General features: G+C 69.4%; 12 protein-coding genes. 1 reads left to right on the top strand and 11 read right to left on the bottom strand.

Annotated features, from left to right (window positions below; genetic code table 11):
- Positions 1-126: 126 nt before the first annotated feature.
- From smc to kdpF, 9 genes are all read right to left on the bottom strand, one after another.
- Positions 127-3,726 (bottom strand): chromosome segregation protein SMC, encoded by a 3,600-nt coding sequence (gene smc / locus B0293_RS28030; protein ID WP_005154838.1) that lies wholly within the window; start codon positions 3,724-3,726, stop codon positions 127-129.
- An 88-nt stretch (positions 3,727-3,814) separates the two neighbouring features.
- Positions 3,815-4,111, bottom strand: coding sequence for an acylphosphatase (locus tag B0293_RS28035; protein WP_005154849.1), 297 nt, complete (start codon positions 4,109-4,111; stop codon positions 3,815-3,817).
- 275 nt (positions 4,112-4,386) lie between these two features.
- Complete coding sequence (locus tag B0293_RS28040; RefSeq protein ID WP_052014385.1) at positions 4,387-4,911, bottom strand: hypothetical protein; 525 nt, start codon at positions 4,909-4,911, stop codon at positions 4,387-4,389.
- A gap of 107 nt (positions 4,912-5,018) precedes the next feature.
- Positions 5,019-5,720 (bottom strand): response regulator, encoded by a 702-nt coding sequence (locus B0293_RS28045; protein WP_005154857.1) that lies wholly within the window; start codon positions 5,718-5,720, stop codon positions 5,019-5,021.
- On the bottom strand, positions 5,717-8,302 hold the full coding sequence (locus B0293_RS28050; protein WP_005154858.1) for a sensor histidine kinase: 2,586 nt from the start codon (positions 8,300-8,302) through the stop codon (positions 5,717-5,719). The genes B0293_RS28045 and B0293_RS28050 overlap by 4 nt, the downstream gene beginning before the upstream one ends.
- 5 nt (positions 8,303-8,307) lie before the next feature.
- Positions 8,308-8,919 carry a potassium-transporting ATPase subunit C gene (locus tag B0293_RS28055; protein WP_005154859.1) on the bottom strand — a complete coding sequence of 204 codons (612 nt, stop codon included), beginning with the start codon at positions 8,917-8,919 and terminating at the stop codon, positions 8,308-8,310.
- Between the two features lie 4 nt (positions 8,920-8,923).
- Complete coding sequence (gene kdpB / locus B0293_RS28060; protein WP_005154860.1) at positions 8,924-11,017, bottom strand: potassium-transporting ATPase subunit KdpB; 2,094 nt, start codon at positions 11,015-11,017, stop codon at positions 8,924-8,926.
- A complete protein-coding gene (gene kdpA / locus B0293_RS28065) occupies positions 11,014-12,684 on the bottom strand; it encodes a potassium-transporting ATPase subunit KdpA (protein ID WP_039916804.1) in 1,671 nt (556 codons plus the stop codon). Before kdpA ends, kdpB begins: the two co-directional genes overlap by 4 nt.
- Positions 12,684-12,785, bottom strand: coding sequence for a K(+)-transporting ATPase subunit F (kdpF, locus tag B0293_RS28070; RefSeq protein ID WP_020630647.1), 102 nt, complete (start codon positions 12,783-12,785; stop codon positions 12,684-12,686). Before kdpF ends, kdpA begins: the two co-directional genes overlap by 1 nt.
- A 344-nt stretch (positions 12,786-13,129) precedes the next feature.
- Between kdpF and asnB the strand changes: the two genes are divergently transcribed.
- The gene (asnB, locus tag B0293_RS28075) at positions 13,130-14,962 is read left to right on the top strand and encodes an asparagine synthase (glutamine-hydrolyzing) (RefSeq protein WP_005154867.1); all 1,833 of its coding nucleotides are present in this window, start codon (positions 13,130-13,132) and stop codon (positions 14,960-14,962) included.
- 20 nt (positions 14,963-14,982) lie between these two features.
- On the opposite strand, the gene B0293_RS28080 is transcribed toward asnB, so the two are convergent.
- Positions 14,983-15,903 carry a hypothetical protein gene (locus B0293_RS28080; protein WP_005154868.1) on the bottom strand — a complete coding sequence of 307 codons (921 nt, stop codon included), beginning with the start codon at positions 15,901-15,903 and terminating at the stop codon, positions 14,983-14,985.
- 14 nt (positions 15,904-15,917) lie between these two features.
- A complete protein-coding gene (locus tag B0293_RS28085; protein WP_005154870.1) occupies positions 15,918-16,712 on the bottom strand; it encodes a transporter in 795 nt (264 codons plus the stop codon).
- Positions 16,713-16,719 lie beyond the last annotated feature (7 nt).

The following is a 16,719-nucleotide window of genomic DNA, read 5'->3' on the forward strand; positions in this document are numbered from 1 at the left end:
AGCGCCACGTTCGAGACGATGAGTGTCCCAGGCGTGGCGCTCGGGACACGCACACCGACCCGACGCGGGGAACGCCGTTCACCCCCGCCCGAGCATGACACCTTTGCCTTACCCCACAAATAGACGCTAAGCGGGAACCGGGTCCTCTTCGGCCGTGCGGAGCCGCTGCGAGATCACCTTGGTGATGCCGTCGCCCTGCATCGAAACGCCGTACAGGGCGTCGGCGATCTCCATGGTCGGCTTCTGGTGGGTGATGATGATCAGCTGCGAAGAGTCCCGCAGCTGCTCCAGCAGCCCGATCAGCCGTCGCATGTTGGTGTCGTCGAGTGCGGCCTCGACCTCGTCCATGACGTAGAAGGGCGAAGGCCGGGCGCGGAAGATCGCGACCAGCATGCCGACGGCGACGAGCGACTTCTCGCCACCGGAAAGCAGCGAAAGCCGCTTGACCTTCTTGCCCGGCGGGCGCGCTTCGACATCGACACCGGTGGAGAGCAGGTCGTTGGGCTGGGTCAGGACCATCCGGCCCTCGCCGCCCGGGAACAGGACGCCGAACACGGTCTCGAACTCGCGCGCGACGTCCTCGTACGCCGACGCGAAGACCTCGAGGATCTTTTCGTCGACCTGCTTGATGACGGCTTCGAGGTCCTTGCGGGTGTCCTTGAGGTCTTCGAGCTGCGTCGAGAGGAACTTGTACCGCTCCTCCAGCGCCGCGAACTCCTCCAGCGCCAGCGGGTTGACCTTGCCCAGGAGGCTCAGGTCCTTCTCCGCGCGCTTCGCCCGGCGGGCCTGGGTGTCACGGTCGAACGGCATGGGCGGCGGCGGGGTGACGTCCTCGCCGCGTTCCTTGGCCGCCTCGTACTCGGCCATCTCCCCCGCGCTCGGCGGCACGGGATTGTCAGGGCCGTACTCGGTGACGAGGTCTTCCAGGCCGATGCCGAAGTCCTCGGCGATCTTGGTTTCGAGCTGCTCCAGCCGAAGCCGCTGCTCGGCGCGCAACACCTCGTCGCGGTGGACGGCGTCGGTGAGCTTCTCCAGTTCGCCGGTCAGCTCGCGGACCTTGCTGCGGACCTGGGTCAGCGCGGTCTCCCGCGACTGCCGCTGCGCCTGCGCTTCGTCCCGTTCGTGGGCGGCGCGCTGCACGGAGACCTCGATGCGCTCCAGCGCGATCTCGCCGCCGTTGACCACCGCGTTGGCGATCTCGGCGCCGCGTTTCCTCGCGGCCCTGGACTTTTCGGCCCGCTCGCGGGCCTGCTGCTCGGCGTGCGCGGCCCGGCGGAGCGATTCGGCCTTGCCCTGGATGCTCCGCGCGCGCTCCTCGGCGGTGCGCAGCGCGAGGCGGGACTCCATCTCCTCCTGGCGGACCGTGCCGAGGTCTTCGGCGGCCTGGTCGCGCTCGGCGGTGTCCGGATCCTCGTCGACTTCCTGTTCGGCGACGGCGGCCAGGCGCTCTTCGAGTTCGGCGAGCTGCTGCAGCGCCTGCTCCCGGCTCTGCTCGACCTTCGCGCGCTGAGTGCTCAGCCGGTCCATCTCGGCCTGCGCGCCGCGTGCGGCCTGCTGCAACCGGTTCAGCCGCTCGGACGAGCGCGCCTTGCGGACCTTCGCGTCCCCGAGCGCTTCCTTGGCCCTGCCGACCTCTTCGCGCCGCGCCTGCTGCCCGGCGCGGGCGCCTTCGAGTTCCGCGGCGGTGCGTTCCAGCGCGCGCTCGGCGGCGTTCAGCCGGTCGCCCGCCTCGTCGACCGCGGCCTGCACCTCGATGACGCTCTCGCTCCGGGCCGAGCCGCCGACCGCCCAGCGGGCGCCGAAGACGTCACCCTCGGGCGTGACCGTGCTGACCTCGGGATACACCTCGACGAGACGGCGCGCGGACTCCAGACCGTCCACAATGGCCACCCGGTCGAGCGCGTGCTCGACGGCGGACCGCAACGCGGGCGGCGCCGTGACCACTTCGCGCGCCCAGCGCGCACCCTCCGGCAGCGACGGCCAGGAGCTGGTGTCCACAGTGGATCCGAGTCCGCCGAGCAGGATGCCCGCGCGACCGGAGTCGTTGTCCTTCAAGAACTTCAACGCGGCGAGCGCGTCGGCGCCGCCGTTGACCGCGACCGCGTCGGCGACCGGGCCGAGCGCCGCGGCCAGCGCGACCTCGTGGCCCGCCTCGACGGTGAGCAGCGCGGCGACCGAACCGAGCAGACCCGGCAGTTCGTGCTGCGCGCCGAGCAGCGCGCCGGCGCCGTCCTTGCGGCGCAAACCCATCGACAGCGCTTCGACGCGGGCCTTCTCCGACGCGATCTCGCGTTCGGCCGCCCGCTCGGCCTTGACCAGTTCCTCGACGCGCGCCTTGGCGGCGCTGTTGGCCTCCACCGCACGGTCGTGGTGAGCCTGGAGGTCGAGGTCGTCGGACTCCTCCACGCCGCCTTCGGCCTTGGCCTCTTCGAGTTCCTCGACGGCGATCTCCGCGCGCTCGGCGGCCTCTTCGAGCGACACCGTGAGCCTGTCGATCTCGTCGGAGGTGGCACCGTTCTTGCTGCGCAGCGCCTCGACCTGTCCGGCGAGCTTCGCCAGCCCTTCCCGCCGGTCGGCGATGGCGCGGACGGCGGCCATATGCGCGCGCTCGGCGGCCTGGACGAGATGTTCGAGCTGCTCGCGCTTCTGGACGGTCTCCGAAAGCACCATGCGCGCCTCGGCGACGGCCTCGTTGAGCTCCTGCTCCTGCTCGGCGACATGCTCGGCCTCGGCGAGCAGCTCCTCGGGGTCGCGGCCGGTGCTCGCCTGCTGCACGTCGGACGAGAGGTGCCGCTGACGCTCCAGCGCGAGCCGCACGGTGCCGCGCAACCGCTCCGTCAACGCGGAAAGCTTGTACCAAGTCTCCTGGGCCGCGGCGAGGCGCGGCGCGTCCTCGGCCAACGAGGCTTCGAGTTCGGCCTCCTCGGCGGCGACGATCTCCAGCGCCTGCTCGACTTCGCCGCGACGCTGACGGGCGACGCGCTCGTCGGCCTCTTCCTTGGCGATGCCCGCGCGCTGGGTGACCAGGTCGTGGGCGAACAGCCGCAGCCGGGCGTCCCGCAGTTCGGACTGCACCCACTGTGCCTTGCGGGCGATCTCGGCCTGCTTGCCCAGCGGTTTGAGCTGACGGCGGAGCTCGGTGGTCAGGTCGCCGAGGCGGTCGAGGTTGCCCTGCATGTTCGCGAGCTTGCGCAGGGTCTGTTCCTTGCGCTTGCGGTGCTTGAGGACACCGGCCGCCTCTTCGATGAAGGCGCGGCGCTCCTCCGGCTTGGATTCGAGGATCGCCGAAAGCTGGCCCTGCCCGACGATGACGTGCATCTCGCGGCCGATACCGGAGTCCGACAGCAGTTCCTGCACGTCCATCAGACGGCAGCGGTCGCCGTTGATCTCGTATTCGCTCGCGCCGTCACGGAACATCCGGCGGGTGATCGAGACCTCGGAGTACTCGATCGGCAGCGCGCCGTCGGCGTTGTCGATGGTGAGGGTGACCTCGGCGCGCCCGAGCGGGGCACGGCCGGCGGTCCCGGCGAAGATGACGTCCTCCATCTTGCCGCCGCGCAGGTCCTTCGCGCCCTGGGTGCCCATGACCCAGCGGAGCGCGTCGAGGACGTTCGACTTGCCGGAACCGTTCGGTCCGACCACACAGGTGATGCCCGGCTCGAAACGCAACGTCGTCGCCGAGGCGAAGGACTTGAAGCCCTTGAGCGTCAGGCTCTTCAGGTGCACGTCGTGCTGACCCCTCTGGCTGCGGGAACCGGTCGTTCAATCGGTCCAGGCTACCTGTGTGCTCACGGTGATCGTGGGACGCGGGGCCTCAGCGCTCCACGAACCCGCTGATGCCGCCTTTCGCGGGCGACCAGCGCTCGACCACGTGATCCACACTTCCGGGTGATTCGCCGGATCTCAAAGCCGCCAAAAGCCGCTCACAGTGGTCCCGAACACCCTCCGCTACCACCTCGACACGCCCGTCGGGCAGGTTGCCCGCGCTGCCGACCAACCCCAGCTCAAGCGCCCGGCTGCGGGTCCACCAGCGAAAACCGACCCCCTGCACCCGGCCGTGCACCCACGCGGTCAGCCGGATCTGCGTTACTTCTTCACTCACGTCCCCCATCGTGCACCATGCGGATGAACGCGGAGGGTGAACACAACGTTCGCAGCGGTTCGCAGACAGTGAGGCCACGGTGATAATCTCCGCGCCGGGTCCCCACTTTGGGCTACCTCGCCCGGGTAGCCGGAAGCGTCTCGGTGTCTCTCACCAGTCGCTTCACTCCCCGAAGTCCCCCATCCGAGGAGCCAGCCCATGCCCCGTCCCGACGGGTCTGATCCGAGCGCACGCGTGTCCGTGGCACCCCCGCGCGGCGCCACCGGCAAGCTCAACCGTGCCGGCTATGCCGTACTCGGCGTCAGCGGCCTCGTGGTGGCGACGGCCTTCGCCGCGATCGCCGAACTCGCGGGCCCCGGCGTCTCCGCCACCGCGGGCGGTACCGGCGTCCCCGGCGGCGGGCAAGGTGTCGCCCCCGCCGGTGCCCAGATGGTCCCGGGCAACGCCGTCCCCGGCGGCCCGATGACCGTCAGCGGCTCGCCGATCCCCGGCGCGTCCTCCAGCTCCACGGCGCCGCCGACCACGGTGACGTCGGTCGGCCCGGACGGCAGGCAGACGACGAGCGTCGTCACCCCGCCGCCCGTGGTGCCCCCGCCGGGTGGCGGCGAGCCGCCGGTAGTGGTGCCGCCGGTGACGCAGCCGACCAGGCCGTCGAGCCCGCCGCCGACCACTCCGACCACGCCGACGCCGACGAAAACGACCACCCCGACCACGCCGACCACGCCGGAGTCGTCGACTCCGCCCGGCGGTGGCTCCAGCACCAGTGGCGCCCCGGGCTCGTCGCCGGGCGGGTCCAGCACCTCCGGCACCGACACCTCGACCAGCGGCGCCCGGTAAGACCAAGAATCCGTGAAGGCCCCCTTCCTTGCTCTAGGCGCAAGGAAGGGGGCCTTCATGTACTTCAGGACCTCACCGGTCACATCTCGAAGCGGTAGCCCATGCCGGGTTCCGTCAGGAGGTGCCGCGGCCGCGAGGGTTCCGGTTCCAGCTTCCGCCGCAGCTGCGCCAGGTACACCCGCAGGTAGTGCGACTCGGTCTCGTAGGTCGGCCCCCACACCTCGTGCAGCAGCTGTTTCTGCGCCACCAGACGGCCCCGGTTGCGCACCAGCAGTTCCAGCACGCCCCATTCGGTCTTGGTGAGATGTACTTCCTTGCCGTCCCGGCGCACCTTCTTCGCCGCCAGGTCGATCCGGAACGAGCCCGTGTCCACCACCGCGTCCGCACCGTCCACACTGGACGTCGCCGAGCGTCGCACGGCCGCGCGGAGCCGCGCGAGCAGTTCGTCCATGCCGAAGGGTTTGGTGACGTAGTCGTCGGCGCCGGCGTCGAGGGCCTGCACCTTGTCGGCCGAGTCGCCGCGCGCGGACAGCACGATGATCGGCACCGTGGTCCAGCCGCGGAGCCCGGCGATCACCTCGGTGCCGTCGAGGTCGGGCAGGCCGAGGTCGAGCACGACGACGTCGGGTTTGGTCTCGGCCACGGCCTTCAGCGCGGCCGTCCCGTCGTGCGCGGTGATCACCTTGTAGCCGCGGGCGGACAGGTTGATCCGCAGGGCTCGCACGATCTGCGGTTCGTCGTCGACGACCAGAACGGTCGCCGACGCGGTGTCGGCGCTCATCGCACTCGCTCCTCCTCTTCGTTTTCCAGGCCCTCGTCGTCGAAGGCGAGGAGGCTCTTTTCCGGATCCTGACCAACATATGCGGGCAGCGAGATGACGACGGTGAGCCCGCCGCCGGGCGTGTCCTCCGCCCGGATCCGCCCGCCCATCGCCTCGGTGAACCCCTTGGCGACCGACAGCCCCAGTCCCACGCCCGGCACGCTGTCCCGGTCTCCCCCGAGCCGCTGGAACGGCGCGAACGCCGAGTCCGCGGTGCCCTTCTTCAGCCCGCGCCCGTGGTCGATGATGCGCAGTTCGACGTGTTCCGAATGCGTGCTGGCCCGCGCCGAGACCGGCTCGCCGGACGCCCCGTGCCGCAGCGCGTTGTCGACCACGTTCGCCACGACCCGCTCCAGCAGGCCGGGGTCGGCGCACACCGACGGCAGCCGCGAGTCGATCGCGACCACGACCGACTCCGAGTTGTCCACATTGGACAGCGCGTGCGAGACGACCTCGTCGTAGCCGACCGGGCGCAGGAGCGGGCGGACGGCGCCGGTCGCCAGCCGCGACGAGTCGAGCAGGTTGTCGATCAGCCCGGCGAGGCGGTCCGACGATTCCTCGATCGCTTCGAGCAGCTCGTCGGTGTCCTCTTCGGACAGTGAGATGTCGGTCGCGCGCAGGCTGCCGATGGACGCCTTGATGGACGTCAGCGGGGTCCGGAGGTCGTGTCCGACCGCCGACAGCAGGGCCGTGCGCAGTTCGGTCGCCTCGGCCTTGCGTTCGGCGCGGACGGCCGCCTTCGCCGTCCGCTGCTGCCGCAGCGCGAGCAGGGCCTGCCCGGCCACGGCTTCGAGCACTCCCCGGTCCGACGCGGGCAGCGCGCGGCCCCGCAGCGTCAGGTGGACGTCGGCGGTGACCGCGATGTCGGCGTCGGCCTGATCCGGGTCGGCGCAGGGATCCGTGCCGGCGTTCGCCACCCGTTTCCACTTCCCGTCGCGCTTCTCCAGCAGGGTCACCGAAGTCATCCCGAAGTTCTCGCGGACCTTCTCCAGCAGCCGCTCGATCGGGTTGGTGTGCGTGAGCACCGTCCGCGCGTAGGAGGCGAGCAGCGCCGCCTCGGTCCGCGCCCGCGCGGCCTGCGTCGCGCGCCGGGCGGCGGTGTCGACGACCGCCGCGACGAGGATCGCCACCAGCACCATCGCGACCAGCGTGATCACGTTGCGCGGTTCGTGGACGGTCAGGTTGTACAGCGGTGGGGTGAAGAAGAAGTTCAGCAGCCCGGCCGAGACCACCGCCGCGAGCAGGGCGGGCCCGAGCCCGCCCACGAGCGCGACCAGCACCGTCGCGAGGACGTAGTCGATCACGTCGGTGGAGAAGTCCAGCTGATCCCTCAGCACGACACCGAGCAACGTCGCGAGCGCGGGCAGCACCAGCGAAAGCGCCCAGCCGGTCAGGCGGCGTGATGGCGTCAAAGGGCTCCGGTTGAACCGGGCGCGCAGGCGCCCGCCCGCCTGGGCGTGCGTGACCATGTGGACGTCGATCGGGCCGGACCGCTGGACCACGGCCGCGCCGATACCTTCGTCGAACAGCCGCGCCACCCGCGACCGCCGCGAGGTCCCGACGACCAGCTGGGTCGCGTTCACGCCCTGGGCGAAGTCGAGCAGGGCCGTCGGCACGTCGTCGCCGACGACGGTGTGGAAGGTCGCGCCGACCTCTTCGGTCAGCTTCCGGTACCTGCCGACCGCCGTCGGCCCCATCCCGGCGAGCCCGTCCCCGCGCAGGATGTGCAGCACCTGGAGTTCGGCGCCCGCGCGGTTCGCGATGCGGCTCGCGCGGCGGATCAGCGTCTCGCTCTCCGGGCCGCCGGTGATCGACACGACCACCCGTTCGCGTGCTTCCCACGTGTCGGTGATCTTCTGCTCGGCCCGGTACCGCTGCAGCGCCACGTCGACCTGGTCGGCGACCCACAGCAGCGCGAGCTCCCGCAGCGCGGTGAGGTTGCCTGGTCGGAAGTAGTTGCCCAGCGCCGCGTCGATCCGCTCCGCCGGGTAGACGTTGCCGTGCGCCAAGCGCCGCCGCAGTGCCTCGGGCGTGATGTCGACCAGCTCCAGTTGCCCGGCCCGCCGCACGACCTCGTCGGGCACCGTCTCCTGCTGGGTGACACCGGTGATCCGCTCGACGACGTCGTTGAGGCTCTGGAGATGCTGCACGTTGACCGTGGACAGGACGTCGATCCCGGCGGCGAGCAGTTCGTCGATGTCCTGCCAGCGCTTCTCGTTGCGCGAACCCGGCACGTTGGTGTGCGCGAGTTCGTCGACCACGGCGACCTCGGGGGCGCGGGCGAGCAGCGCGTCGAGGTCCATCTCCTCGAACTCGTGGTCCCGGTGCTCGGACCGGCGGCGCGGCACGGTCTCCAGCCCGTCGACGAGCTCCGCGGTCTTCTTGCGCCCGTGCGTCTCGACCAGGCCGATGACCACGTCGGTACCCCGGTCGAGGCGGCGTCGCGCCTCGCCGAGCATCGCGTAGGTCTTGCCGACGCCCGGGGCCGCGCCGAGGTAGATCCTCAGCTCGCCCCGGCGCGGCTTGGTCGTGTTCTCGTCCACGTCTGTCAGTGTGCTCCTCCGGCCGCGTCGCGCACGGCCAAGTTGACCTTCAGCACAGTGACCCCTGGCGCACCGATCCCGGCGCCGCTCGTGTTGTCGGCCACGAGCTGCCGGACCTTCTCCTCGGACAGGCCGGTGTTCCGCGCCACCCGCGGGATCTGCAGGTCCGCGTAGGCGACGCTGATCGCCGGATCCATCCCCGATCCCGACGCCGTCACCGCGTCGGCGGGCACCTGTAACTCCTGGACACCCTCACGGGTGGCGATGAGCTTCTTGCGCTCACCGATCGCGGCGACCAGGTCCTCGTTGTAGGGACCCTTGTTCGACGGACCGGACGACGACGGATCGCCGGGACCGAGGACGTCCTTCGAACCCGCGGACGGGCGGTTGTGGAACCACGGATCCTTGGCCGGGTCGGCCGCGACCGGGTCGACACCGATCAGCGACGAGCCGACGGCCTGCCCGTCCTGGGTGATGATCGAGCCTTCGGCGTTGCCCTCCAGGCCGGGGATCCGGGAGACCGCCCAGACGCCGAGCGGGTAGACCACACCCAGCAGGACCGTGAAGACGAGCAGGACACGCAGCCCGGCGAGGGTCTGCTTCAGCAGTGCGTTCATGGCGTTACCCGATTCCAGGGATGAGACGGACGAGCAGGTCGATCAGCCAGATCCCGAGGAACGGGCTGACGATCCCGCCGAGGCCGTAGACCAGCAGGTTCCGGCGCAGCAGCGCCGAAGCGGACGACGGCTTGTACCGGACGCCCCGCAGCGCGAGCGGGATCAGCCCGACGATGATCAGCGCGTTGAAGATGACCGCCGACAGGATCGCCGATTTCGGCGTCGCCAGCTGCATGATGTTGAGCGCGCCGAGCTGGGCGAAGATGCCGGTGAACATCGCGGGCAGGATGGCGAAGTACTTCGCGAGGTCGTTGGCGACGCTGAAGGTGGTCAGCGCGCCGCGGGTGATCAGCAGCTGCTTGCCGATCTCCACGATCTCGATCAGCTTCGTCGGGTCGGAGTCGAGGTCCACCATGTTCCCCGCCTCCTTGGCGGCGGAGGTCCCGGTGTTCATCGCGACGCCGACGTCGGACTGCGCGAGCGCGGGGGCGTCGTTGGTGCCGTCGCCGGTCATCGCGACCAGCCGCCCGCCCTCCTGCTCCTTCTTGATCAGCGCCATCTTGTCTTCGGGTTTGGCCTCGGCGAGGTAGTCGTCCACGCCCGCGTCCGCGGCGATGGCCTTCGCCGTCAGCGGGTTGTCCCCGGTGATCATGACGGTCTTGATGCCCATCGAGCGGAGCTGGACGAACCGCTCCTTCATCCCGGGTTTGACCACGTCGGACAGCCGGATCACGCCGCGCACGAACGCTTTCGCGCCGTCGTACTCGGCGACCACCAGCGGGGTCCCGCCCTGCTGGCTGATCTCGTCGACGACACGTTCGGTCTCGTCCGGCATGTCGCCGCCGCGTTCGCGGACCCACTCCCGCACGGCGGCGGTGGCCCCCTTGCGGACCTGGCGCTCACCGATGTCGATGCCGCTCATCCGGGTCTGCGCGGTGAACTCGACGAAGTCCGCGAGCTTCTCGTCGTCGGACGCCGTCGCCGCGAGACCGTGCTCCCTCGCGACGAGTTCGACGATGCTGCGGCCTTCCGGGGTGCCGTCGGCGAGACTGGACAGCCTGGCAGCCTTGGCGATGTCGTCCATAGTGGACGTTCCGACCGGGATCAGCTCGGTGGCCTTGCGGTTGCCGAAGGTGATCGTGCCGGTCTTGTCCAGCAGCAGGGTCGAGACGTCGCCCGCGGCCTCGACCGCGCGGCCGCTCGTCGCGAGGACGTTGCGCTGAACCAGCCTGTCCATCCCGGCGATGCCGATCGCGGACAGCAACGCGCCGATCGTCGTCGGGATCAAGCAGACCAGCAACGCGGTCAGGACGATCACGGACTGCTGACTGCCGGAGTAGCCCGCCATCGGCTGCAGCGCCACGACGGCGAGCAGGAAGATGATCGTGAGCGTCGAGAGCAGGATCGTCAGCGCGATCTCGTTCGGCGTCTTCTGCCGGGAAGCACCCTCCACAAGCGCGATCATGCGGTCCACAAAGGACTCACCGGGTTTGGTGGTGATCTTCACGACGACGCGGTCCGAGAGCACCGTCGTCCCGCCGGTGACCGCGCACCGGTCGCCGCCCGATTCCCGGATGACCGGGGCCGACTCGCCGGTGATGGCCGATTCGTCGACGGTCGCGATGCCTTCGACGACGTCGCCGTCACCCGGGATGACCTGTCCCGCCTCGACGACCACGAGATCGCCGACGCGCAGGTCGGCACCCGGCACGTTCTCCTCGTCGCCGTCTTCGGTGAGACGACGCGCGACGGTCTCCTTCTTGCTGCGCCGCAGGGTTTCCGCCTGCGCCTTGCCCCGGCCCTCCGCGACGGCCTCGGCGAGGTTCGCGAACAGGACGGTGAACCACAGCCAGATCGTGATGAGGATGGTGAACACGCTCGGGTCGGTGATCGCGAAGACGGTGGTCAGCGCCGAGCCGATCCACACCACGAACATGACCGGGTTGGCCAGCTGGTGCTTGGGGTTGAGCTTGCGCAGCGCCTCCGGCAGCGAGGTCAGCAGCTGCCGCGGGCTGAAGATCCCCGCGCCGACCCGGCCGGCGTTCTCGCTGTGGTGCTGCGCCGTTTCTTCCGGCGTGCGTTCTTGTGTGACGGTCATGCGAGTGCCTCTGCTATGGGCCCGAGCGCGAGCGCCGGGATGAAGGTGAGGGCCGCGACGAGCACGATCGTGCCCGCGAGCATCGTGCCGAAGAGCGGTCCGGTGGTGGGCAGCGTGCCCGCGGTCTCCGGAACCTTCCTCTGGGAGGCAAGGGATCCGGCGAGGCACAGCACGGCGAGAATCGGGATGAACCGGCCGAGCAGCATGGCCACCGACAGCGAGGACTGGAACCAGTCGTTCGTCACGGTGAGCCCGCCGAACGCGGAGCCGTTGTTGTTGCCTGCCGACGCGTAGGCGTAGAGGACTTCGGAGAGGCCGTGCGCGCCCGAGTTGGTCATGGCGGCCGGGGTGTCGGCCAGCATCAGCGCGATCCCGGAGCCGAGCAGCACCACGGTCGGCATCGCCAGCATGGCGACCGCCGCGCAGGTGACCTCGCGTTTGCCGAGCTTCTTGCCCAGGTACTCCGGTGTCCGGCCGACCATCAGCCCGGCGAGGAACATCGCGATCACGGCCATCACGAGGATGCCGTAGAGACCGGTGCCCACCCCGCCCGGCGAGATCTCGCCCAGCAGCATGTTGAGCAGGACCCCGCCGCCGCCGAGCCCGCTGTAGCTGTCGTGCGCGCCGTTGACCGCGCCGGTCGACGTGCCGGTGGTCGCGGTGGCGAACAGCGAACTCAGGCCGATGCCGAACCGCTGTTCCTTGCCCTCCAGGTTCGCCCCGGCGGCCAGCGAGGCGGGGCCGCTCGCGTGGGCTTCGGAAAGCCACGTCACCGCGAGCATGGCGGTGAACAGCGTGGCCATCACCGAAAGCAGGACGTAACCCTGTTTGGTGTTGCCGACGAGCTTGCCGAAGGTGCGCGTGAGCGAGACCGGGATGACCAGGATCAGGAAGATCTCGATCAGGTTGGTCCAGGCGTTCGGATTCTCGAACGGGTGCGCGGAGTTGGCGTTGAAGATGCCGCCGCCGTTGGTGCCGAGTTCCTTGACGGCTTCCTGACTCGCGGCGGGCGCCAGCGCGATCTTGCTGGTGCTACCGTCGGGATTGAGGACGTCGACGCCGCTCTTGAGGCTCTGGACGACGCCGAGCGCGATCAGCACGATGGCCGCCACGAACGCGATCGGCAGCATGATCCGGATCGTGCCGCGGGTCAGGTCCACCCAGAAGTTGCCGAGGCGGTCGGTCTTCGCGCGCACGAAGCCGCGGACGACCGCGACGGCGACCGAAAGGCCGACGGCGGCGGACAGGAAGTTCTGCACCGTCAGTCCGGCCATCTGCACGAAGTGACCCATGGTCGCTTCGGGGCTGTAGGACTGCCAGTTCGTGTTGGTCACGAAGCTGACGGCGGTGTTGAAGGCGACCGCCGGCGAGACCGGTTCCTTGCCGAGGCTCCACGGCAGGATCGCCTGGAGCCGCTGAAGCAGGTAAAGGAACACGACGGAGACGAACGAGAAGCCGATCACGGCGGACGCGTAGGTCTTCCAGTGCTGTTCCGAATCGGGGTTCACCCGGAACAGGCGGTACAGGCCACGTTCGGCCTTGGTGTGCTTCCCCGTAGAGGACACGGAGAAGACGCGCGCCATGTAGTCGCCCAGTGGCCGGTAGACCACGGCGAGCGCGACGAGGAGGAGGCCGGCCTGCAGGAGGCCGGCCGCGGTGTCTGACATCAGAATTTCTCCGGCCTGACCAGTGCGATGAACAAATAGACGATCAGCCCCAGCGCCAGCAGTCCGCCGACGACGTTGGCCACGGTTCCCGTGCCGGTCACAGCTTTTCCAGACCGCGAAGGGTCAGGGCGAGAACCACGAATACGCCGATCAGGAGCACGGCGTAGAGCAAGTCGGCCACTAGGCACCTCTCAGGACAGGTCACCCCATCGGTGACCAGGACTCCGCAACACTGCGCCTGGTCAGCCCGTTTCCGGTGATCGACTGACGGCCTCTTGATGCCCCGATCGGGTGCCTTTACGACTTCTTGATGCCCGGTGACGTGTCCCACAGACGGTGACGCACTGCGGACGGAGCGTGCAATTCGGGCAGACAAGCCGCACGAAGCGTGTTACACCAGTGTTACGGATAGTTGTATGCGCTAACTAATCACCAGGAGGTAGCGATGTGCGGAATCGCAGGGTGGGTCTCCTTCGACACGGATCTCACCCAACGCCGTGAAGTCGTCGACGCGATGACCGCGACCATGGCGTGCCGCGGACCGGACGACTCGGGCACCTGGGTGCGGCCGAGCGTGGCGCTGGGTCACCGCCGGCTCGCGATCATCGACCTGCCAGGCGGCAGGCAGCCGATGGCCGAGGCCGGGCTGGCCGCGATGGTCTACAGCGGCGAGGCGTACAACTTCACCGAGCTTCGCGAGGAACTTCTCAAGCGGGGCCACAAATTCGAGACCGACAGCGACACCGAGGTCGTGCTCCACGGCTACCTGGAGTGGGGCGACGAGGTCGTCGACCACCTCAACGGGATGTACGCCTTCGCGATCTGGGACGAGCGCGACGAGAAGCTCGTGATGATCCGCGACCGCATGGGCATCAAGCCGTTCTACTACTACCCGACTCCGGACGGCGTCCTCTTCGGCTCCGAACCGAAGGCGATCCTCGCGAACCCCTTGGCGCGCAAGGTGGTCGACACCGACGGCCTGCGCGAGCTGATGTCGATGACCAAGACTCCGGGCTGGTCGCTGTGGAAGGGCATGCACGAGGTCGGGCCGGGCACCATCGTCACCGTCGACCGCTCCGGGATCCGCACGCGGACGTACTGGAAGCTCGACGCGAAGCAGCATACGGACGACCAGGAGACCACGGTCGAGCGGGTCCGCGAGCTGATGACCGACATCGTGCACCGCCAACTGGTCGCCGACGTGCCCCGCTGCGTCCTGCTGTCCGGCGGCCTCGACTCCAGCGCCGTCACCGGTCTCGCCGCCGCGCGGCTGGCCGAACAGGGCGAACGGCTGCGCACGTTCTCGGTCGATTTCCAAGGCCAGGAAGACAACTTCCAGCCGGACGAGATGCGGGACACCCCGGACTCGCCCTTCATCCGCGATGTCGCACAGCTGGTCGGCTCCGACCACAAGGACGTCGTGCTGAACCCGGCCGAGCTCAGCGACCCCGAGATCCGCCGCAAGGTGCTGACCGCGCGGGACATCCCGGCCGGACTCGGCGACATGGACACGTCGCTGTACCTGCTGTTCAAGGCGATCCGCGCGGAATCCACGGTGGCGCTCTCCGGCGAGTCGGCCGACGAGGTCTTCGGCGGATACCGCTGGTTCCACGACGATGCCGCGGTGAACTCGGGGACCTTCCCCTGGCTCGCCTTCCGGACGGGGCTCACCAGCGAGCGCGGCGCGCTGCTGCGCGGCGATGTCCGGGACAAGCTGGACCTGCCCGGCTACATCGCCGACCAGTACGCCACCGCCGCCGCCCAGGTCGAGCACCTCGACGGCGAGAGCGAGCAGGACCGGAAGATGAGGACGGTCTGCAACCTCCACCTGACCCGGTTCGTGCGGATGCTGCTGGACCGCAAGGACCGGGCGTCGATGGCGGTCGGGCTCGAGGTGCGGGTGCCGTTCTGCGACCACCGCCTCGTCGAGTACGTCTACAACACGCCCTGGTCGCTGAAGACGTTCGACGGCAGGGAAAAGAGCCTGCTGCGGCACGCCACGAAGCATGTGCTGCCCGCGTCGGTGCGCGACCGGGTCAAGAGCCCGTATCCGTCCACTCAGGACCCCGGCTACGCGGCGGCGTTGCAGCAGCAGGCCAAGGAGGCCCTGAGCGAACGGGGCAACCCGGTGTTCTCGCTGATCGACCGGGACTGGCTGCACCGGGCGTCCGAAGTGGACCCGGCGACGATGCCCTCGGTCCAGCGCACCGGGATCGACCGGGCGCTGGACCTCTACCACTGGTTCGACCTGTACCAGCCGGAACTGCAACTCGACTGATCACCTGGTCCGCCGCCGTCTCAGCGACGGCGGCGGACCGTTCCCCCTATCGCGATCCCCCCGAGGACCGCGGTCGCCGCGAGCAGGATTCCCGCCTCCGTCCATTGGAACCGCCAGAACCGGCTGGACGGCTGGTAGACGGTGAAGTCCTGATAGCCCGCCGCCTGGATACAGGCGTTCATCCCCTTGCCACGAGGGCATTCGGGCACCTCGTCCAGCAAGCGCAGCTCACGTCCGTCCGGCGCGAGCCTGCCCGACCGGACGATCAGGGCATCCTTTGTGGACGGATCGATGCCGACAGTGCGGACCGGATCGGCGTACTGCGGCCGCAGGAGCATCAGGGCGATCGAAGCCGCGACGAACACCGCGACCGTGATCGCGATGGCCGGCAGGGTCTTGCGCACCAGCACCCCCGCCGCGCTGCCGAGCGCGAAGGCGAACAGCCACCACGCGGCCGGCGCGACGCCGACGGCGCCGAAGTACGACGTCTCGCTGAGCGTCCCGGCCTTTCCGGGGAAGATCTCCAGCCACCGGCCGAACATCTGGCCCGACGCGAGCCCGGCGAGCGCCGCGGCGACGGCGAGAACACCGAACTTGACGCCCAGCCAGCGTCCGCGGCTCACCGACTGCGTCCACACGAGCTGGTTCGTGCCGCGTTCGTATTCCCTGGCGAGCAGCGGCGCGCCCCAGAAGACACCCGCCGGCAACGGGACGAACGGCAGCGTCACGATCAGCGGGTAGATCTTCTGATAGAGGTCCTCCAGCCCCGCGTCGTACTCGCGGCACGGCACGCCGCCCCCGTAGCAGTACGAGGAGATCTCGCCGTTCGCGGCGCCGAGCGCGGCCTGCCCGGACACGAGCAGGATCACGCCGAGGGCGACCAGGAATCCCAGGGTGACGAGCAGCTGGGTACGGTGCTGCCGCCAGGTGAGCCAGAGCAAGAACGTGTGCCTTTCTAGGAGCGGCGTCGGATGGCGAAGGTCGCGGCGACGGCGAGCAGGAGCGAGACGCCCGCCAGGATCGCGGCTTCGGTCCATTGGAAGCGCCAGTACCAGTCGTGGGGCAGGACCTTGAGCGCGGTGATCTCCCCTGCGGCGTCCCTGATCATTTCGAGGACCCGGCCGGTGGGCTCCTTGCCGGTGCCCAGGGTGACGAGTTCCGGTTCGGCGTAAAGGTCACGGAGGTTGGTCACGCCGATCATCAGGCCGACGGTCACCGCGATGGTGACGGCGATGGCGGGCAGGGTCTTGCGGACGAGCGCGCCCGCGGCGGTGCCGAGCACGAACCCGAAGAGCCACCACGCGCCGGGCGCGACCCCGGTCATCGCGAACAGGACCGGATTGTCGAAGCGGCTGGTGAACGAGGTGTCGCCGCGATCGGTCGGGAAGACGTCCACCCAGCGCTGCATCATCGTGCCGAACGCGAGACCCGCGAGCGTGGCGAGGACGGCGAGGAACCCCAGTTTCACGCCGAGCCAGCGGAACCTCGAGATCGACTGGGTCCAGACGAGTTTCGTGGTGCCGCGTTCGTATTCGGCCGCGACCAGCGGCGCGCCCCAGAAGACGCCGATCGCCACCGGGACGACCTGGAGCCAGGAGAGATAGGTGTACAGATCCGAGAACAGCTTGGCCGGGTCCGGACTGTCCGCCGCGGCGTTTCCGTTGATCAGCAACAGGATCCCGACGGCGACGAGCAGGCCCGCGGTGATCAGCAGCTGCATCCGGTGCTGGCGGTAGGTGAGCCAGAACATCGTTCCC

Origin of the sequence: Amycolatopsis azurea DSM 43854, assembly GCF_001995215.1 — a bacterium.
GTDB lineage: Bacteria > Actinomycetota > Actinomycetes > Mycobacteriales > Pseudonocardiaceae > Amycolatopsis > Amycolatopsis azurea.

Bases quoted from the DNA above. Each gene is read 5' to 3' on its own strand.
- B0293_RS28055 (WP_005154859.1), bottom strand. From the start codon at position 8,919: ATGAACGCACTGCTGAAGCAGACCCTCGCCGGGCTGCGTGTCCTGCTC.
- B0293_RS28035 (WP_005154849.1), bottom strand. From the start codon at position 4,111: ATGGGGGACGTGAGTGAAGAAGTAACGCAGATCCGGCTGACCGCGTGG.
- asnB (WP_005154867.1), top strand. From the start codon at position 13,130: ATGTGCGGAATCGCAGGGTGGGTCTCCTTCGACACGGATCTCACCCAA.
- kdpA (WP_039916804.1), bottom strand. From the start codon at position 12,684: ATGTCAGACACCGCGGCCGGCCTCCTGCAGGCCGGCCTCCTCCTCGTC.
- B0293_RS28085 (WP_005154870.1), bottom strand. From the start codon at position 16,712: ATGTTCTGGCTCACCTACCGCCAGCACCGGATGCAGCTGCTGATCACC.
- kdpB (WP_005154860.1), bottom strand. From the start codon at position 11,017: ATGACCGTCACACAAGAACGCACGCCGGAAGAAACGGCGCAGCACCAC.
- B0293_RS28045 (WP_005154857.1), bottom strand. From the start codon at position 5,720: ATGAGCGCCGACACCGCGTCGGCGACCGTTCTGGTCGTCGACGACGAA.